We start from the raw sequence: 20,043 nt of genomic DNA on the forward strand, positions 1-20,043 counted from the left end.
TATAAGTATCGCTGATAAACCGGTCAACATCGCTGATAAAACACTTCGAATCGCTGATAAACTGGCCAACATCGCTGATAAAGTTCCTCGAATCGCTGATAAACCAACCAATTAAAAAGAATCTGCTGAAGTTCTACAGACAAAGTCCGTAAAGCAAGCAGATTCTTCTACATTATCAAAATTAGATGTTAGCGAAAATATTTGGTTTTCTATTTTTCATTGGATTCGTTTGTTCAATGGCGTAACCAACGTTAAGAATACGACCTTCTTTAAAGGCTGGTCCAATGATTTGGAGGCCAACTGGTAAATTACCTTTAAAGCCACAAGGAACGGAAAGGGCAGGTAACCCTGTTAAGTTACTTGGGCCTGTAAATCGAATGATATTATCAATTAAATCAACTTTTTCACCATTTAAATATGCAAAGTCATCACCAACAGTACTTGCCACTACAGGTAATGTAGGGGTAATAAGCACATCAACCTGATTGAAAATTTTTGTGAACTCTTGTTTTATTTGTCGTCGTACCTGTTGAGCCTGTAGATAATCAACTGCAGACGGTAATTCACCGAGTTCAAATAACAGACGAATATCATCTCCGAAATCCTGTGGTCTTTTCTGTAAATCGGAATGATGGATTGCAGCTGCCTCCGAAAGGGAAGTAACGAGCTCTGCCCATTCTGCATATTGCAAGGATGGGATACGAACGATTTCAACCTTTGCCCCTTGATTCACTAAGCTTTGAATACTTGCTCGAACAGCCTTTTCTACATCTGAATCTACGCGGTTAAAGAAATATTCTTCGTTGATGCCGATGACTAAATCCTTCACATTACCCGAGATTTGCTGTACATAATTCTCTGTTGGAACGTCTGTACAAGTAGGGTCTCTGTGGTCAAATCCAGAAATAATCTCAAGTAAGCCAGCTGCGTCTTTTACTGTCTTTGTCATTGGACCAATATGGTCTAAGCTCCAAGCAAGAGGGTAGCAGCCATATTTACTTACGCGACCATGAGTAGGCTTTAAGCCGACAATCCCACAGGCTGATGAAGGGATTCGAATAGAGCCGGCAGTATCTGTACCTAATGATGCAACGCTTGCCCCTGCTGCAACTGCTGCGCCAGAGCCGCCACTAGAACCGCCAGGGATCTTATCTAAATCCCATGGATTGCGAACGGGTCCGTAATGAGGGTTATTATTCGTGATGCCCCATGCGTACTCATGCATGCTTAATTTACCCGTGAAAATAACACCGGCATTACGAAGCTTTTCTACAACCGTCGCATCATAATTTGAAACGAAGTCCTTATGAATCTTTGATGACATCGTTGTTATCTTATCTTTAAAGTACAAATTATCTTTTAATGCGATAGGAATCCCATGATACATTCCTCGATACTGTCCATTCAAAATTTCTTTTTCTACCACTTGCGCTTGTGCTAGGGCTTCTTCACGATAAAAAGCCATGTATGAATTAATTTTAGGCTGACTTTCTTCAGCAAAATCTAAAATTGCTTTCGTCAACTCGACAGGAGAGAGTTTTTTAGTTTCAAGTAAAGGTGCTAACTCTTCAACAGATTTTAAGTGTAAATCAGTTGTCAATGTGGTCACCTCCAGGAATGCTGCGGATAGCGATATCAGCATCATCAATAGCGATGCCTTCTAAATTACCACGAAGGGATTGCATACCTTCCCACCGTGCTTTTAGAAGTTCAAGGTGTTCAGATTTTGGTGTAATTCCTTGGTTCTCCAATAATTGTTGAATCGACAAACTCATTAACAGGATCCTCCCTTGAAAATAGTTTTTATCTAAATAGGTTTCCCTATAAAGAACAGATCTTTTATTATAAAGAATCATCGCCATAACGTGAGGGTGATTTCTGTTCCGGTTGGGCGCTTTCTTGGAGTCCGATGAGACTTGCGCACCGGGTTATCTGTGACGCTATGAGTGTTTATACAAAATGTCATCCTTATTGTATGGAGATGAGTTATTATTTCACTATAAAAATAACAAATTTCTATAAAAGGTAATAAAATACTATTATTACAAGCATACACTATTTACGATATATAGCAATAAATTGAATGAATATATAGTATATTGTGAAAAATATACTACTCTATCAAGTAATTAAGATTACTTTTAAAAGAGCAATGTCAACTGTTGAAAAGGAAATCTAGTGCTAGAGACACCTCTTTTTACATGAAATTCACAGTGCATTTACAATGAAAGCGTACAATAGATCCTAATAAGCGATTTAAGAGGTGCGAGAATGGAGTCTGTTGTGAGACAAAGCATAAAAACAAGTAATTTATTTTCTTATTTAAAGTTTTTATATGGGCAGCATCAAAACAATACGCTCTATATAAAACGTTTAAAAGCATTGAAGCAAATTATTCAGGACAAGAATTTACATACTTATTTTCAGCCTATCGTCGATTTACAGACGAGGCAAACGGTTGGTTTTGAGGCACTGAATCGTCCAGAGCCTTCAGAATTGTTTAATAGTGTCGATCAGTTTTATGAATTTGTTGGGCAAACAGACTGCGTATTTTTATTTGAATGCTTTTGTCGCAATCTTTCATTACAGCGTTTCAAAGAACGTCTGCACGGAGAATGGGTAAACAGAGATTTTTTAGTATTTGTCAATATACATCCTAATGTGTTACTAGATAAGAACTATCATAGTGGTGAAACCTTGCAGTTATTAAAGGAGCTTGGCATAAAACCACAGCAGGTAGTGTTTGAGCTAACTGAACGTAGTGCAGTAGTAGATTTTGTAGAGTTTGAACGTGTATTATCGCATTATCGATCACAGGGCTATCGAATTGCAGTGGATGATGTGGGGTCAGGCTATAATAGCTTGAAAACGCTAATTTACTTAAAGCCAGAATTTATTAAACTAGACCGTTCCTTAATACAATTTATTGATAAAAACAGCGAGCAGCAGCAGCTTGTTACATTGCTGATGCGATACGCAGAGCAGGCTGAGACGAAAATTATTGCAGAGGGTATTGAACGCCAGGAAGAGCTACATTATTTACATAATATTGGTATCCACTATGCGCAAGGTTATGCGATAGGGAAACCCGCAAAGGAAATACATTTGGGGAAAATAAGGATGGATGACCATGATGATAGGGGAAGTCATAGAGAATGTTCCTTGTATTGATGAATTTGTGAAAAATCAAGAGGTGGATTTACTTTTTACAAGTAATCTGTCATTACGTAGTGTGGTTGTTGTTCGAGATGACAAACCAATTGGGCATATTACACGTACACATTTCTATCAAAAAATTGGTACACGTTATGGCTATAATTTATTTATGGGACGGCATAATCAACTTATTATTAAAGAAAATCCTTTAATGGTAGATCGCAATATACCTATAACAGAAGTCAGTACGTTAGCAATGTCTAGACCTCCAGAGGACTTATATGATGATGTGATTGTAACAAGAAATGACTTATATTATGGTGTAGTAAGTATTCGGGAGCTACTATTAAAGCTCGTAGACACACAAGTAGCTATTGCTAGTTTTTTAAATCCATTAAGTAGTCTTCCTGGCAATAAATTAATTGATGATAAGCTAGAGGAAGCATTACAGCTATCGCAATATAGTGTAATGTATTTTGATTTAGACCATTTTAAATCTTACAATGATACGTACGGTTTTAATAAAGGGGATAAAATTTTACTGTATTTAACAGATATTTTGAAAAGAAATATAGTCTGTACAGAAGATTTTTTAGGGCATATTGGTGGAGATGATTTCGTTGCAATTCTTCCGCATTATGAGGCTGCGCCAATCTGTCAAAGGATTATTGATGAGTTTGATGCATGTATTTTAAGCTTTTATAATGTAGGGGATTTAACAAACTTACAAGTACAAAATAGGGCTGGTAAACTAGAGCCTTTATCTTGTACTACGCTATCCATTGCGGTTATTACTAGTCAATATCAGCAATTTGAATCGGTTGATCAATTGTCAGATGCGGTGACACGTGTGAAAAAACAATGTAAAAGAATCTCGGGAAGCTGTTACCTTATTAATGACCATGAAAAAGAAACTTACCTCGTTCATTAAACGAAGTAAGTCAGACTGTGGGCAAGCTCGTAATAATTTGAGCTTGTTCATAGTCTTTTTTGATTACGAACGCTTTTCACGACTGAGAGATGGGTGTACTTATATGATGGCGCCATTTGTTGTCGTTAAATTTCAATAACAGTTGTGCTACATGCAATTTTTATTAATTTTGGTTTTTAGGGCATAATCAAGAGAAATAAGCCGCTTTACTTTAGGAAATTACTAATCTTAATAAAACTTACTTGAATTATCGGGATTATCGGTATATAATTCGATTTACATTATAATTAACTTCTTAGGAGGCTTTCCATTGTCTACATTACAAATTATTCTTAACGTTGCCGTTTTACTCGTGTTCGTTGGAATTTTATATTTCATGAATAAAAAGCACGTTAAGTTTTCAAATCGGGTTTTTACTGCTCTAGGCTTAGGTATTGTACTTGGTCTTGGATTGCATTTAATATATGGTATTGATTCTGATGTGTTAGCTAAAACAACAAGTTGGTACAATATTATTGGTACTGGCTATGTTAAATTGCTACAAATGGTTGCGATGCCATTGATCTTTATTTCCATCTTAATAGCCTTTACGAAAATGAAGGTTGGTAAAAACTTCGGAAGAATGGCAGCTCTTATTTTAGCCATTTTAATCGGTACAACTGCTGTTTCAGCGGCTGTTGGTATTTTTTCAGCAACAGTATTCGATTTAGATGCTTCTCATATTATGCAAGGTGCTGCAGAAACTGAGCGTGGAGCATATTTAGAGGAAAAAACTTCTGGATTAACGGCACCGGATTTACCAACTCAAATTATTGAGTTATTCCCAGCAAACCCATTCTTAGATTTAACAGGTGCTCGTTCTACATCAACAATTGCTGTTGTAATTTTTTCAGCGTTCTTAGGTTTTGCTTACTTACGTGTAGCACGTAAGGATGAAGGCACTGCAGCTACTATTAAAAAGGGCTTGGATGCCATCTATGCATTAGTAATGGGCGTTGTAACAATTGTCTTACGTTTAACACCATATGGTATTTTAGCGATTATGGCACGTACAGTTGCAACATCTGATTTCGGGGCAATCTATAACTTAGGTAAGTTTGTTGTAGCGTCTTATGTAGCGTTATTTATCGTGTTTATAGTACACTTATTAATTCTTACTTTAAGCGGTTTAAATCCATTTACGTACTTAAAGAAAACTGCGGAAACATTATTATTTGCCTTCACTTCACGTTCAAGTGCAGGTGCTTTACCAATGAACATTAAAACACAAACAGGTCGTCTTGGTGTACCTGAGGGTATTGCAAACTTCTCGGGCTCATTTGGTCTATCTATTGGCCAAAATGGCTGTGCTGGTGTTTATCCTGCAATGCTAGCGATTATGATTGCACCGACAGTTGGGATTAATCCACTCGATCCAGTGTTTATCATTACTGTTATTGCAGTGGTAGCAGTCAGCTCATTTGGTGTAGCTGGTGTCGGTGGTGGTGCGACATTCGCAGCGATTCTTGTATTATCAGCACTTGATTTACCGATTGCACTTGCGGGTGTATTAATCTCAGTTGAGCCATTAATCGACATGGGCCGTACTGCGCTTAATGTCAGTGGTTCAATGACTGCTGGTGTGACAACAGCACGTATTACAAAAGAATTGGACACTGAAATGTACAATGATAAAGAATTAGGTGCTCAAGTATCAGATCTATAATAAAGTCGGAGCTACTCTCATTTTGAGGGTAGCTCTTTTTGAATATAAAAAGTGAGTTGTTATGTAAGAAACAACCCACTTAATGAAATCAATTCATCCCTTTATATTATTTTTACATAAAAATCTTTACCGTTTATAATCTCGGTCAGTGCAATGTTGTGATTTGTTTTATAGTAATTATAAATATTACGCGCTAACCCAGAGTGTCCATTTAAATATGTTCCTTTTTTAATCTCCCTACGAGGATTATGGAAATCAAAATACAAGCGAGAATCGTGACACATTGCATCCAAAATTGCTTTAAACTCTTGTTCTTCAATATGAATCCCTCGTGTATATTTACACTCTCTACGGTACGTATCATGAGAAACATTCACCGGCGACGACTCAAGAACCATTTCTATTTTTTTGCTCAAATGTTAGCAACTCCTTTTTAGAAATTAGCACTAAAGGGTAGAAAAAAAGACGTGAAAAAGGAATATCATTTTTATATAAGTTGATCTTCGTTTCGACTGGGCGACTCCTTGGGGATCAGCAATAGAGGAACGAAGGCTAAAAGCATCACATCCTGTGATAACGCCTTCGTGACCAACATCGTGTTTGCCCGAGACCCTGGAGCGAGCAGCGCGAGTGAAGCGGCTCATCGGACGCCCCCAGGAAAGCGCCCAGTCGGAACGGAGATCAACCACACGCTATTGTGATGATTCATAATATAGTTCTAGTATATAATTATCAGAAAATTATATCAATATTTTACCTACCAATCCTGTTGCTGTATTTCTTCTGCTACTACTTGTAAATCATAAGCGTTAATCATTAAAAGTGTATATTCGTGTGTTTCCATATATTTTTCTGCTAGACGTTTCATATACTTCGGGGAACCTTCATTTTCTTCATCATAAATTAGCAGCAGACCATCTGTGTTTTGTATAATGAATTTGTCTTTTTCGATAAATTGCCACGGAGCTTCGTATGGCTTTTTCGTCACACTCGTTACAAAGTCTGCTCGAGCTACTAAAGTTTGATATTTTTCTTTCTTCTGTTCTTGCCAATTTTTCTCCTGCTCTAAAAAAGGAGTGATCACAGCATATTTTAAATGAGGAAATTCATTTCTTAGCGTTAGAATAACCTCAGCACCCCATGTTTCTACACCTTGCTGACCACTAATAATCACCCATTCCAAACCTTCATCAATCAATATACGTAGACGGTTTTCGAGTGCTTTTTTTATGATGGCAATGCCGGGGTGCTTGTCATTAAAAATGCCCAATTCATGTGGTCTATAGCCAGTAATAATAATTCGCTGTAGCAAAAAAACGCCCCCTAAGCTGTATAGTATGTGTAGTCATAGTATACAGTAGGGGGCGAATGAAAACGAATTCCAAGATATTGTTGTATAGTTGTTCCCAAGTAAAGTTGATTGTTATATTAAAAAGCAAATAGTGTTAAAACGGCAGCTACAGCAGTACAGATTCCTAAGAACCACCATGTATCTGTAAAGTCCTCTTTGGAGTCACTATTCATGTAAAGTACTTCCTTTCTGCTTTATTTTAACCTGTCCGTTCCAAGACCAATTCGTCCATACACGCAGTGCGGTTTCAAATGGTCCGCGTTTAAATTTCTTGAAATAGGCAAGGCTGAAAACACATTGCAGGCTATACACGACGATTCCGAATAAAATACCGCCAAATACGCCGAGTTTGCCGTATAAGCCTAGACCATATCCATAAAATACTGTTGTACAAATAATGGTTTGCATTAGATAATTGGTTAATGATAGTTTACCGACACTCTCAAAGGCGGGAGCGAGACGTTGTACTGGGCGAGTTTTATATAATAAAGCTGCCAGGCAGACATAGCCAATTGAAAGTAGTTGTGAACCACCCATCATCAACATTCCGGAAAAATAGCTATCTATAAAACTTAAACTTTTACAAGCTAGACCTACAGGAACGAGTATGGATCCTATCCAATACCATTTCTTTTCACTTTCCATATTTACAAAGGCTTGCATTTTAGCGAGACCCATACCAAAAAGGAATAATGGTGCATACATGATAGGTGCTAAAATTAAAAGAACGAATATAATGGCAGGATCGTCCATTCCAGGAGGTATGGCATTTGAACGGAAATCCTGTATTTCTAAATAACTTCCATTTGCATACACATCATCGGCTTTCTCTATATAGGTTGCTATTTCTTTCTGTTCTTTTTTTGTTTCTTCTAAGGAAGCAAACGATAAGGCTGTAGTAAGTAAAAATAAGATACCTGCCCAAATAAATATTGTTTTTGGTTTTCGATTAATAAATGGGATTAAATATAAAGTCATACAGCCGTATGAAAATAAAATATCGCCCTCCCATAAAAATGAATGGAGCCAACCTAAAGCAATTAGTCCCGTTGCTCGGCGTAAAATGGACCATCGACTCTTATTTTTTTTTCTACGAATAGACTCTATAAGTTTAATAAGAGAGAAGCCAAATAAAATGGTGAAGATCGGCATAAATGATCCCTCTATAAAGATTTTTACAAAATACAAGGCTCCTTGATCGAGGGCGGAAAGATCTTTTAGTTCATCTTTGCCATACATACCAAACTGGAAAATCAACAGATTCGCCATTAAGATGCCGAATAAGCTAAACCCACGCATTGTATCTATGAAGGTAACACGGTTAGTTGTCATTGCGTTTTATCTCCTTAATTGGTTATCTTATACATAGTGTAGTTCGTAAAGCTTATGGTTAAATAATGACTATCTTAAAGTAATCTTAAAAGAAGGTGATAGCATGCAAGACGCGTCAATTTTAGTATTAGAGGACGAACGTGCAATTGCAGAAATGATTGAAATTATCTTAAGAAAAGAAGGATTTTCAAACATTACTCTCTGCGAATCCGTTCAAGAAGCAAAAAAGAAAATTGAAATGAAGGTTTTTGATTTTTATCTATTAGATATTATGCTCCCGGATGGTAGTGGACTTGATATGGCGAATATGATTCGAGAGCAAAGTGAAGCGCCAATATTCTTTTTAACGGCAAAAGGTAGTGATGCAGATAAGCTTCGTGGTTTTATGAACGGGGCAGACGATTATATTACGAAGCCATTTAATCCACTTGAGCTTGTTGCTAGGGTGAAGGTCCAGCTTTCGAGATATATCAAGAAAAAAGATGTTTCGGGAAGTCATTTATTTTCATGCAGTCGATTTACATTCGATATCGATGCAGCGGAGGTGACTGTAAATGGTACAAAGGAAATTATTAGCGGTAGGTTATTTTATTTATTGAAATATTTATGTGAAAATGCAGGGCAAGTATTATCGAAGGAGCAAATTTACGAGCGCGTATGGGGTGACTGTTTGTTTGATGATAATACCGTGATGGTGCATATTCGAAAACTGCGAGAAAAAATAGAAAAAAATCCAGGTAAACCAACCTGCATTATTACAGTGAGAGGGATTGGGTATAAACTTGTTGGAGATGTTCATTCATGAAGCCAGCTAGAAGATTAACGCTTCGTTTTGTATCTTATTTCATTATTTTTTATTTACTATTCATTGCAGGCTTTATTATAAGCTTGGTGTTGTTTGCAATCTTTATCAATAGTCATGTCGGTGACGATATTCACATAATGAGTTCCTCTGAAATTAAAGATGATGCTGTTGTGGAAAAAGGAGAATCTATTAAGATTGCTGATTATTTAGTGAGGCGAGCTAAGGAGAACTTAGGGCAATTATATTTGTTTGATAATTCGATGGACATTGTTGATTACACGGGAGATACATGTGAACTATGTAGTATGACAGATAACGAAATAATGTCTCTTAAACGGGCAGGAATGCACACGTGGGAGATTCCTAAATACCATTTGTTATTCCTCCCGTCCTTACCTGTCCAACCGCTTTTTGAGGAAGTAGTTCGGGATTGGAAGGAAAAAGGAGAGGTTTCTTCAGAACTGCTCCAGCGTTTACAGGATAAGAAGGCCTCAGTTGAAATCTATAATGAGCAGTGGGATCGTGTAGAAGTCATTGGTGAGCGCTATAAAAAGCTCCATAAGCCTCAATTGCTGGAAGAGAATTACGATATTTTTGAGTATAAAGAGCTTTCGCGAAATGTTGCTTTAGAGGATGGCTCGACACTAGTTGTACGTATGCCCAACCCATCATATAAGCCATTTGACGAGCCTTTTAATAAAGCGATGGTTTTATTTGTTTCCATCTTCTTTGGTGGACATATTATATTGTTAATAGGGATCATCTTTTTATCGATTAGCATTTCCCGTCAATTTGTTCGTCCGCTTATTTATGTAATATCTCGTATCGAGCGACTAACCCAGTTTGACTACAGTAAAGTAAGAGATAAAAGTATCCATCATCGGGAGACAGGGAAGTTAAAGAGGAAATTTAAATTATTTCAGCCAGTTGATGAATCGATTAATAATTTATCAAAACGCCTCTCTTCCAATGAAAGGCAAATTAAGCATGCAGAGCGATTACGTGAGGAATGGATAACAGGCTTATCCCATGATTTAAAGACACCGTTAAGCTCTATTTATGGTTATTCAACAATGCTAGCTTCCGAGGATTATGAGTGGACAAAGGAAGAAATGCGCGTCTTTGCAACTACGATGCAGGAGAAGGCGACGTATATGGATGCTCTTATACGAGACTTAACATATACGTATCAATTAAAAAATAAAGCGATACAGCTTGAAAAAGTGTTGTTACCACTCAACGTATGGTTACCACAATTTGCAGATGAGCAAGTGTCTGTAAAGGTGTATGGGGATGTCATGCTTGAAGCGGACGAGCTTTTATTAAAGCGCATTTTAGATAATCTAATAACCAATGCTAAAAAATATACGCCTGACGGTACAAAGGTGAACGTAGAAGCGCAGCATATAGGCAAGGAGATTATGCTGACAATTGCTGACCGAGGTCCGGGAATTCCTCAGGAGGAGCTCGATAACCTCTTTGAGCGATATTATCGAGGTACGAATACTACTGATGATACGGCAGGTACAGGGCTAGGATTGGCTATTACGAAGCAGTTAATTGATTTACACGATGGTACCATTAGTGTCCAATCAGGAGCGGAAGGTACAGTATTTGTATTGATGTTTGAATGTAAGTAAATACGAAAAAGGGGCTATATGAAAAGCGTAATACTACACTTTCCATATAGTCCCTTTATGTGTGTGAAGATAAGTTTTACTTGGTACAGCGTTCTGATGGTCGCTCAATCTTTACATAGCGCCATAAGCTATTAGCGATGTCACGTGCCTCTTCTGCGTGTTCGGTCCCAACGAATGCTTTACGGAAAGGTGTAAGAAGTGATTCAATGATAAAGAGTTTTGGTTTCTCACGCTGCAGTTCCTCTAATAAGAATTCTACGTACTCTAACCCTTCCACTGTTTCATTCTTAGATAATCCTTTTTTAAAGCCTGTTAATTGCTCGATGACTATTTCCTTATTAACTGGTCTATAGTTCACGACGTTTTGTATCGTGTTGATCATTTCCGTACTAATGAGGATTTCTTTTGATTCAAGCATAACAGGTATAATTACGCTAATATTGCGTAATGCTACACGTACAATGGCTTCGCGATTTATATATTTATAATCAGCAATTAAGACAGCACGTATTGAAAGGTTAATCATACCAAGTGTCTGCACAGCACATTCGTAGCTAATTGGACTAATTTCTTCTCCAAAAACTTGTACAAGTCGATTGGCAAGCCACTCTAGCTCTTGCAAATGATAGTTTAAAATAATTTTTTTCAGTTCATTATCACGAGAATGGAAAACCGATTCAAAAATTTGAATTAAATTATGTTCTCGATTGACATACATGAGTACCGCAACTTGCTGTGTTAATACTTCCAAATCAGTAGGATCTTTGCCGTAAAGCAGTTCGTGACGGCGATTACTTGCCTCCTCACGCCCTTCGTCTAATATAGCGATTAAGCATTCATTTTTAGAAGATAAATGATTATAAAATGTGCCCTTTGAGATTTTGGCTTCGCTAATGATGTCGTTTATCGATGTATCCACGAATCCCTTTTCAATAAATAGAGCACGAGCAGCAGTAATAATTTGTCTTTTTCTTTTGTTCATAACCTCACCTTTTTTAAAATATTATACTCTTATTCTATATTGAAAACGCCTATATATCAATGTTTTTAAAAATTTTAATCTTAATTCTTGAAAAAAGTAGACTACGAGTATAAAATAAGTTTTATCGAAAAAAACAAGAAAGAATTGAGGGGTATAAATGAATAGTGGGCAAACATTGCAAAAGCCTCCCTATGGTATGATTGGTATTTTATTTGTGGGTGCTTTTGTTGCTTTTCTTAATAACACATTGTTAAACGTTGCGTTACCAACAATCATGAAAGATTTTGACATAACGTATTCAAAGGTACAATGGTTAGCAACAGGTTATATGCTTGTAAGTGGTATTTTAGTACCTGCTTCAGCATTCTTCGTAACACGCTTTAAAAATAGACATTTATTTATTGCAGCGATGTCAGTCTTTACAATCGGTACAATTATGGCTGGCTTTGCACCTAACTTCGGTATGTTACTTGCAGGTCGTATGGTGCAAGCAGCGGGTGCTTCAAGTATGTCACCACTTTTAATGAATGTAATGTTAATTAGCTTCCCTAAAGAAAAACGTGGGTCGGCAATGGGGATCTTTGGTTTAGTTATGATTACAGCACCAGCGATAGGCCCAACGTTATCAGGATATATTGTTGAGCATCATGATTGGCGTATGCTATTCCAAATGATTATTCCGTTTGCTGTAATTAGTTTATTGTTTGGTATTTGGAAATTAGAAAACGTGATGGAGACACGTAAAATTCATTTAGATTTCCCATCAGTACTATTATCAACAGTTGCATTCGGTGGTATTCTATATGGTTTCAGTACTGCAGGGGATAAGGGCTGGTCAAGTCCTTGGGTATATGGCACAATTTCAGCTGGTCTTCTTGCTTTAATCATCTTCATATTTAAACAACTACGTATGGATCAGCCTTTGCTAGAATTACGTATTTATAAATACCCAATGTTTGCGTTGGGGTCAGCTATCTCGGTTATCGTGTCAATGGCTATGTTCTCTGGGATGATTTTAACTCCTGCTTATGTACAATCGATTCGAGGAATTGATCCATTTAAAGCGGGCTTAATGATGCTTCCAGGGGCAGTTGTAATGGGGATTATGTCGCCAATTACAGGAAAGCTGTTTGATAAATTCGGACCGCGTATACTAGCAATCATCGGTTTAACGATTACAACAATTGCGTCATTCGGTTTAACAAAGTTAGAAATAGACTCAAGTTATACATTTATTGTATCTTTGTACACAATTCGTATGTTTGGTTTGTCAATGGTTATGATGCCGATTATGACAAACGGTTTAAACCAATTACCACAAAAGATGAACCCGCATGGTACAGCTATTAACAATACTGTACAGCAAGTAGCAGGGGCAATTGGTAGTGCTGTGATGGTAACGTTCATGAATAACCGTACAAAAGCTAAAGCCGAAGAATTAATTGCAGAAGCTAAAGTGAATGCAGCACAATCAGGTGTTGCACCAACGCCGGAGCAAATGCAACAAATGCAGGATCACATTATGCAAAATGCTTTATTAGATGGTATAACACACTCATTCTTCATAGCAGCTTGTATTACAGTCCTTGCGCTAGTGCTTGCGTTCTTCCTAAAACGTGTAAAAATTGAAAGCTCAGCGGCTTCTATGGACTTGAAAAAACCAACTAAATAATTGTGATGTTGAGACCTGTTAGAGGAATTTTTCTTCTAACAGGTTTTTTGATAAACGAAATGAGGCAATTTGGGTGATGAATCGTAATTAGTTATCGATAAATTAAAAAATGTAGGCGATAAATTTTTTTATTAGTATTACATGAACAATTGAGGGGAAGTTTAAATAGACCAAATACTATTGAAAATCAAATGTTTTACAGAGATATTTTTAAAATTTGAGATTGAAAATATTGTATTTTTTAACAGTGGAGACAAAAAGCAAACTTAAATACGATGTATAGTTGATAAAATCAATGAATTTTGAAAAGATTGTCGAAATTGTGATTTAGCTCATTGAAATAATGTGCAAACAGTCTTATAATGGAGGTTGTAATGTCACCAAGACGAGATAAGGATGGAATTATGATGCACTTTTTGCAAAATAAAGTTAACATTGTAATAACAAATTATACGAATTGCTATCCAGCTCTTGAGACTGGTGATTTGTAAGATATACGCGCTGTAACGACTGTTAAGAAGTGCCTTAATGGTCTTTTTTACATGGAAGCAATAAAATTAAAATAGTGATAGTGATGGCAAAGGAGAGTTCAAAATGTCAGAAACGAATAACCAAACACAGTCTGAACAATTAACTGTGAGTAAAGAACAACTGGATGTGCTAGATCAATTATTAAAGCCTGAGGTTCAGGAATCACTTACAACTTTAGTTGAACAATTACCTAAGTTAACTGAAATGATGACGCTATTAACAAAATCATATGAGTTTGCTCAAGCTGTTGCAACTGACGAAGTACTGAAAAATGATACTGTTGGTGCGGTAACAGAAATGGCAGGCCCAGTAGTAGGCTCAGCTAAAAACCTTGCAGCTACTGCAATTGAAGCGAAAGACCGTGCGTCTGAAAGCCAAGAAGTAATTGGTTTATTCGGACTTATGAAAATGTTAAAAGACCCACAAGTTCAAGGTGTTTTCCGTTTTGTTAATGCTTTCTTACAAGTAAGCGCTGAACGTAAAGCTAAATAAGACTCGACTTGAGATATAGTCAAAACGTAAGGACGGAGGATTAATTAATCATGTCAAAAGAAATCGTCATCTTAGGTGCTGGTTACGCTGGCGTTTTAACTGCATTAACTGCACGCAAGTATCTATCAGCTGATGAAGCTAAAATTACTGTAGTAAACCAATTCCCAACACACCAAATCATCACTGAACTTCACCGTTTAGCTGGTGGTACTATTGCTGAAGGTGCTGTTGCTTTACCACTTAAAAAAATCTTTAAAGGTTTGGATATTGATTTACAAATTGCTAAAGTAACAAAATTCAATGTAGACACTAAAAAAGTGGACCTAGATAATGGTTATACTTTAAATTACGATACTTTAGTAGTATCTTTAGGTAGCCAAACTGGATTCTTCGGTATCCCTGGATTAGAAGAAAACTCAATGGTACTTAAATCAGTGAACGAAGCAAACAAAATTAACAAACACATCGAAGACCGTATTAAAGCATATGCACAAACAAAAGACGAAGCAGATGCAACAATCGTTATCGGTGGTGGCGGTTTAACAGGTGTAGAGCTTGTTGGTGAAATCGTGGACAACTTCCCGAAAATCGCAGCAAAACACGGTGTTAACTTTGCTGACCTTAAAATCAAACTTGTTGAAGCTGGTCCAAAAATCTTACCAGTACTTCCAGATGTACTTATCCAACGTGCTACTGAAAGCTTAACAAAACGTGGCGTTGAATTCATTACTGGTACTCCTGTAACAGGTGTTGATGGTAACGTCATCGCTCTTAAAGATCGTGAGCCAATCGTTGCCAATACACTTATTTGGACAGGTGGGGTAGCTCCACTTCCAATCGTTGGCGAGTCTGGTCTTGCAGCAGACCGCGGTAAAGCTACGATTAACGAGTTCTTACAATCTACATCTCATAATGATGTTTTCGTAATCGGTGATGCATCAGTAGCGTTACCTGCTGATGGCGGACGTCCGCTATACGCACCAACTGCTCAAGTTGCATGGCAAATGGGTGAGTGCGCTGGTTACAACCTATTCGCACAATACAAAAACCAAGAGATGAAACCTTTCTCTGCAATTAACTCGGGTACACTTGCAAGCTTAGGCCGTAAAGACGCTGTTGCGACTATCGGTGCTAGCAACACAGAACTTAAAGGTCTTCCTGCAACACTTATGAAAGAAGCGTCTAACATTCGCTATCTTACACACATTAAAGCGCTATTCGGCTTAGCGTACTAATATTTTGAGGGCGTGAATCAATAGTAATATTGAATTCATGCCCTTTTTTGTTTTATTTAGGGTATACATACAATTTAAGAGAAGTGAATGCTCGACATTGCAGCCGTAAAAATGGATAGAAGAGCCGGAGCGACGGAAAGAACGATCAAAGCGACGGATAGCAGAGCCAGAGCGATGGAAAGAAATCAGGGCGACGGATAGAAGAGTCGGAGTGACGGAAAGAACAGTCAAAGCGACGGAAAGAAATCAGAACGGCGGATAGAAGAGTCGGAGTGACGGAAAGAACAGTCAAAGCGACGGAAAGCAGAGCCAGAGCGACGGAAAGAAATCAGAGCGACGGATAGAACGGTCAAAGCAACAAATAGAGCTATCGATACAACGGTAAAAAAACCATTATGTCTTATCCGAACGTTTTATGTAGCACCTCTTATATAGGAGGTGCTACTAATTTTATATCGCGATTGCTTCCGTATGCGAAAGCGAAGCGACAGCATCAAAATTTCTTCTACTCATTGAGTTCAGAAACATTTCTATAAAATCTGGCCTTTGAAGGTTGAACATTAAAAATTAGCAGTATAGTTGCTACTACAAACATGGTGATGGCTGCAGATACAACAACATATCGAATAGATATAATTTCAGCTGCAACGCCAAAGATGGCAGTTATGATAATAATGAACAAGGCTTCTACAAAGCCGTAAATACTTCCTATTCTCCCCATACTATCGACAGGAATATTGTTTTGATAAAAAGTATAGAAGCCCGTATTAGCAAATGCTGTTGCGAAGGATATAATAAAAAATCCTAAAGAAGCTATAAGAAATGTATAAGAGGATGTAGAAATTATATAGCCTAAAGCTGTTATTAGTGATCCCAAACCTATAAGCCAAGCAGTTGGTATTTTTTCAACGATTGCTGTATTCATTAAAGAGCCAGCTAATATTCCAGCGCCTGCTATACTCACTAACACACCGTATTCACCTTCGGATAATGAAAGTACTTGAGTAGCAAAGGCAGCCTCTAAAGAATCCGTCGCGGTCATCATGACAAGCATCGCACTAAATAAAAAATAGATCATCATAATGTACGGATTTTTAAGGCTAAATCTTATAACAAGCTTCCAATCATTGAAAAATACCTTGTAGGAAATTTTCTCATCTGCTTTACTAGCCAGCTGTTGGTTAGCTTCAACATTAGGCATACCTAATGTAATACAGGCTGATAAAAATAAAGCAATGGCATTCAAGTAAATTGCCATAGTAGGCGTTCCAATCGTAAACAGCAGTCCTGCAATGGCTGGACCGGTTATGAATGCACCAGAATCAAGTAAGCTACGAAGCGAGTTAAAACGTTTTCTTTGTTCAATTGGTATCAATTTCGTAATGTAGGTCATGGAAGTCGGATGATACATAGAACTAGCTATTGTGATCACAAAGACCATGAAATATATCCAAGTCAACGTAGAGAAGAAAGGTAGTATGACAATTAGTAAAGATTCGAAAAGATTGAGAACAATCATGAGATATTTTTTATTTAAACGATCTATCAAACTACCTGACCAAAGATTAGCAAAAAGTGTAGATGACGCTCTAACGATATACAATCCGGACACAGCTATAGCTGACCCTGTAAGGTTTAAGACAATAAGATTTAAAGCTATAAAATATATCCAGCTTCCAACGCTGGATACACCAATACTAAACAATAATATTGCCGGATAACGCCACGCTTCTAATAATTTATTCATGCTCATATAAATTCCTCCTTGTAGTTATGACAAATAACTAAAACAAAAAAATCCCACCCCCAAGACGATTTGTCTTAGGGACGAGATTGTAGAATTTATACTCACGTGGTGCCACCCTAGTTTGCTATTATGTCACCATAATAGCCTTTTCAGTACGGCATAAATACTTATGCTTATACTGTTGCTCTGTAACGGGAGTTCCCGTCGCACCATCATTCAAACAAAATCCAATGCGCTACTCCGAGACTTGTTTCAATAATTCGTTCTTACTCGTTTTCAGCAACCCGAGCTCTCTGGGAAGAACAGCCTTATTTACTCTTCTCTTCAATGTATTTTTGCTAGTGTAGCATATATTTATAATTTTGGTAAAGTGTTCCGAAAAATTTTGAAAACATTCCGATAAATTCAGAAATTATACCGATAAATCCTGAAAAGGTTCCGATATTTTTATTGAAGATAAGCTTTAAGCTTCGTTAATAATGACTGACAAATGATGATGGACTCAACTGTACGATTTGCTATTTCAAGAGAATGGTCAGCATTTTCTACAATAGCAAGTTCATGTGAAGAAAGTTGTTCTAAACTTTCTTTAGAGTAGTGAGGGTCAGCTGTACCGATTGCTAGAAACGCCTGCTTTCCAAGCAAATTTTTCATAACATGATCAAGTGACAGTAGGGGTGTTAATAGCATATAACGAGAAGGAACAGGTGAAGCTTGCTGCATATAAAAATCTGTGATAGGTAATGTTCCGAGTGATTTTCCTATGTAAACAGCTTCTGTATAAGATTTTGTATTTAAAATATATCCCACAATAGGGTTTACGGCTGTATAAACCATTGCTGAAATAGCTTCTGGCCCCTGTTCAAATTGCTGCGAATTAAATGCATAGCATACTTGTACTACATCATAACCAAGCTCTAGCATCAGCTCAGTGGAATAATAAAGAAGTGGTTTTTCATACGTATAGCCTGTGCCAGAGAACATAAAACACACCTTGTCACTTTCTATATCAAAGTAATTGTATGTAACATCGTTGTATTGTTCTTTTTTAGGTTTGATTTTCATGGAAAAACCCCCATTAATTTCTTTTTTTATTTTATAATCTTAACTATAACAAGGAGGGGGAAATTTATGAAGGCTGTGATCATTAATGAGTTTGGTAGTTCTGATGTTTTAAAGTACGTGGAATGTCCAAAGCCCACTATTTCAGCAGGAGAAATATTAATACGTACGACATACACGAGTGTGAATTTTGCTGATATTAAAAACAGAACAGGAAATAAAGCAAAAGCAAGTTTTCCGATGGTACTTGGTTTAGATGTAGCTGGTGTAGTTGAAGAGGTTTTTGATGAAAGTAGTGCTTTTAAAGCTGGAGATGTCGTTCTTGCATTCCCGAAAAAGGGAGCCTATGCAGAATATGTGGTGGCGAAAGAGCAGCTCGTCTTTAAAATTCCGAGTGATGTCTCTTTGGAAAAGGCAGCCGCGGTGCCAACGGTTTTGTTTCTATCCTATCTTTTGACACATCAAATTGCGCCGATTAGTACAAACGATAGCGTATTAATTCATGCTGCATCTGGTGGTGCAGGGACAATGCTTATTCAAATGGCGAAAAAGCTAGGCGCCAAGAAGATTATTGGCACGGTTGGTGATATGAAGAAAGCGCAAATTGCCCTTGAACTAGGTGCACATCATGTACTGACATACGAAAATTTTAGTGCGCAAGTCAATGAATATATGGATGGTCATGGTGTTAACATTATTTTTGACTCTATTGCAGGAAATATTACGGAAGAGAGCTTTAACTGTTTAGCTCCGTATGGTACGTTGGTGCAATTTGGGAATAGCGGTGGCAAAGCCGGAAATATAAAAACATCTGATTTACATAGTAGCTGCCGCAATGTGAAAGGCTTTAGCCTAGGAAAGACTCGAGCTGCCAAGCCAGAAATGCTACAACAAATTGCACAGGAGATGTTTGCAATATTGAAGGATGAAAGCTTCCAAGTACCAATTGCTAAGATCTTTACATTAGAAGACATGCAGAAAGCACATGATTTGATGGAAAGTCGCCAGCATCAAGGGAAGATTTTAATTAAAATATAAAATGAACAACCTCTGTATAGTGATCAACTCGCTATACAGAGGTTGCTTTTATTTTAGTGTCTGTAGTTCAAAACGGTATTGTTGTGAGTGGAAGGTACAGAATCAAGTTCATCAGTCAATAGAATTTTAAGAGCAAAAAAACAGAGTAGATAAAACTAGGAAAAATCCTATTATTTTTTTCAAGAATTACCACATTATTTGTAGGTATTATCCTAACTAAAACCACCTTTCATTTTTCGACAACAAATAGGGGTTTCCTTTAAATATTTTTTAAAATGAGGTATTATTATATGGATTTTTGTCTTTCTTTACCTTATTTTTATATTGTTATTTGTTTTAGGTTAATTTTTTATTATAATGTTAT

The 20,043-nt window shown here is 37.1% G+C and carries 17 protein-coding genes and 1 other annotated feature; of the genes, 9 read left to right on the forward strand and 8 right to left on the reverse strand.

Translation table 11 applies throughout. The features are described 5' to 3' along the window. Positions 1 to 181: 181 nt before the first annotated feature. A complete protein-coding gene (locus ACIQLB_RS17365) occupies positions 182 to 1,600 on the reverse strand; it encodes an amidase (protein WP_400728376.1) in 1,419 nt (472 codons plus the stop codon). Beyond that, on the reverse strand, positions 1,590 to 1,775 hold the full coding sequence (locus ACIQLB_RS17370; RefSeq protein ID WP_400728379.1) for a hypothetical protein: 186 nt from the start codon (positions 1,773 to 1,775) through the stop codon (positions 1,590 to 1,592). The genes ACIQLB_RS17365 and ACIQLB_RS17370 overlap by 11 nt, the downstream gene beginning before the upstream one ends. 496 nt (positions 1,776 to 2,271) lie before the next feature. Here ACIQLB_RS17370 and ACIQLB_RS17375 point away from each other — a divergent pair, with 496 nt between their 5' ends. From ACIQLB_RS17375 to ACIQLB_RS17385, 3 genes are all read left to right on the forward strand, one after another. Further along, a complete protein-coding gene (locus tag ACIQLB_RS17375; protein ID WP_400728382.1) occupies positions 2,272 to 3,171 on the forward strand; it encodes an EAL domain-containing protein in 900 nt (299 codons plus the stop codon). Then, on the forward strand, positions 3,131 to 4,087 hold the full coding sequence (locus tag ACIQLB_RS17380; RefSeq protein ID WP_400728385.1) for a GGDEF domain-containing protein: 957 nt from the start codon (positions 3,131 to 3,133) through the stop codon (positions 4,085 to 4,087). The genes ACIQLB_RS17375 and ACIQLB_RS17380 overlap by 41 nt, the downstream gene beginning before the upstream one ends. Before the next feature lie 376 nt (positions 4,088 to 4,463). Further along, positions 4,464 to 5,792 (forward strand): L-cystine transporter, encoded by a 1,329-nt coding sequence (locus ACIQLB_RS17385; protein ID WP_400728596.1) that lies wholly within the window; start codon positions 4,464 to 4,466, stop codon positions 5,790 to 5,792. Positions 5,793 to 5,893: 101 nt separating this feature from the next. Here the strand turns inward: ACIQLB_RS17385 and ACIQLB_RS17390 are convergent, their stop codons facing one another. The 3 genes from ACIQLB_RS17390 to ACIQLB_RS17400 form a co-directional block, all read right to left on the reverse strand. Then, the gene (locus tag ACIQLB_RS17390) at positions 5,894 to 6,208 is read right to left on the reverse strand and encodes a hypothetical protein (protein ID WP_400728388.1); all 315 of its coding nucleotides are present in this window, start codon (positions 6,206 to 6,208) and stop codon (positions 5,894 to 5,896) included. Between the two features lie 341 nt (positions 6,209 to 6,549). Continuing rightward, positions 6,550 to 7,104 (reverse strand): SLOG family protein, encoded by a 555-nt coding sequence (locus tag ACIQLB_RS17395; protein ID WP_400728391.1) that lies wholly within the window; start codon positions 7,102 to 7,104, stop codon positions 6,550 to 6,552. A 204-nt stretch (positions 7,105 to 7,308) separates the two neighbouring features. Continuing rightward, positions 7,309 to 8,475 (reverse strand): DUF418 domain-containing protein, encoded by a 1,167-nt coding sequence (locus ACIQLB_RS17400; RefSeq protein ID WP_400728394.1) that lies wholly within the window; start codon positions 8,473 to 8,475, stop codon positions 7,309 to 7,311. A 103-nt stretch (positions 8,476 to 8,578) separates the two neighbouring features. Here ACIQLB_RS17400 and ACIQLB_RS17405 point away from each other — a divergent pair, with 103 nt between their 5' ends. Both ACIQLB_RS17405 and ACIQLB_RS17410 read left to right on the forward strand, forming a co-directional pair. Then, positions 8,579 to 9,280 carry a response regulator transcription factor gene (locus tag ACIQLB_RS17405; RefSeq protein ID WP_400728397.1) on the forward strand — a complete coding sequence of 234 codons (702 nt, stop codon included), beginning with the start codon at positions 8,579 to 8,581 and terminating at the stop codon, positions 9,278 to 9,280. Then, positions 9,277 to 10,920, forward strand: coding sequence for a sensor histidine kinase (locus tag ACIQLB_RS17410; RefSeq protein WP_400728400.1), 1,644 nt, complete (start codon positions 9,277 to 9,279; stop codon positions 10,918 to 10,920). The genes ACIQLB_RS17405 and ACIQLB_RS17410 overlap by 4 nt, the downstream gene beginning before the upstream one ends. 76 nt (positions 10,921 to 10,996) lie before the next feature. Here ACIQLB_RS17410 and ACIQLB_RS17415 read toward each other — a convergent pair whose 3' ends face one another. Then, on the reverse strand, positions 10,997 to 11,902 hold the full coding sequence (locus ACIQLB_RS17415) for a TetR/AcrR family transcriptional regulator (RefSeq protein ID WP_400728403.1): 906 nt from the start codon (positions 11,900 to 11,902) through the stop codon (positions 10,997 to 10,999). 157 nt (positions 11,903 to 12,059) lie between these two features. On the opposite strand from ACIQLB_RS17415, the gene ACIQLB_RS17420 reads away from it, so the two are divergent. From ACIQLB_RS17420 to ACIQLB_RS17430, 3 genes are all read left to right on the forward strand, one after another. Continuing rightward, the gene (locus ACIQLB_RS17420) at positions 12,060 to 13,574 is read left to right on the forward strand and encodes a DHA2 family efflux MFS transporter permease subunit (RefSeq protein ID WP_400728405.1); all 1,515 of its coding nucleotides are present in this window, start codon (positions 12,060 to 12,062) and stop codon (positions 13,572 to 13,574) included. A 594-nt stretch (positions 13,575 to 14,168) separates the two neighbouring features. Further along, entirely contained in the window at positions 14,169 to 14,597 is a 429-nt protein-coding gene (locus tag ACIQLB_RS17425) for a helical membrane plugin domain-containing protein (RefSeq protein ID WP_400728407.1), read from the forward strand. Between the two features lie 50 nt (positions 14,598 to 14,647). After that, the gene (locus ACIQLB_RS17430; protein ID WP_400728410.1) at positions 14,648 to 15,832 is read left to right on the forward strand and encodes an NAD(P)/FAD-dependent oxidoreductase; all 1,185 of its coding nucleotides are present in this window, start codon (positions 14,648 to 14,650) and stop codon (positions 15,830 to 15,832) included. 505 nt (positions 15,833 to 16,337) lie between these two features. On the opposite strand, the gene ACIQLB_RS17435 is transcribed toward ACIQLB_RS17430, so the two are convergent. Together ACIQLB_RS17435 and ACIQLB_RS17440 are read right to left on the reverse strand one after the other, a co-directional pair. Next, positions 16,338 to 17,585 (reverse strand): MFS transporter, encoded by a 1,248-nt coding sequence (locus tag ACIQLB_RS17435; protein WP_400728413.1) that lies wholly within the window; start codon positions 17,583 to 17,585, stop codon positions 16,338 to 16,340. A gap of 67 nt (positions 17,586 to 17,652) precedes the next feature. Further along, positions 17,653 to 17,916 (reverse strand) — a binding site (T-box leader). Positions 17,917 to 18,026: 110 nt separating this feature from the next. Then, the gene (locus tag ACIQLB_RS17440) at positions 18,027 to 18,644 is read right to left on the reverse strand and encodes a hypothetical protein (RefSeq protein WP_400728416.1); all 618 of its coding nucleotides are present in this window, start codon (positions 18,642 to 18,644) and stop codon (positions 18,027 to 18,029) included. A gap of 66 nt (positions 18,645 to 18,710) precedes the next feature. On the opposite strand from ACIQLB_RS17440, the gene ACIQLB_RS17445 reads away from it, so the two are divergent. After that, complete coding sequence (locus ACIQLB_RS17445) at positions 18,711 to 19,679, forward strand: quinone oxidoreductase family protein (RefSeq protein ID WP_400728419.1); 969 nt, start codon at positions 18,711 to 18,713, stop codon at positions 19,677 to 19,679. The last annotated feature ends 364 nt before the right edge of the window (positions 19,680 to 20,043 follow it).

Origin of the sequence: Lysinibacillus sp. NPDC092081 (assembly GCF_044755845.1) — a bacterium.
Taxonomy (GTDB): Bacteria; Bacillota; Bacilli; order Bacillales_A; family Planococcaceae; genus Lysinibacillus.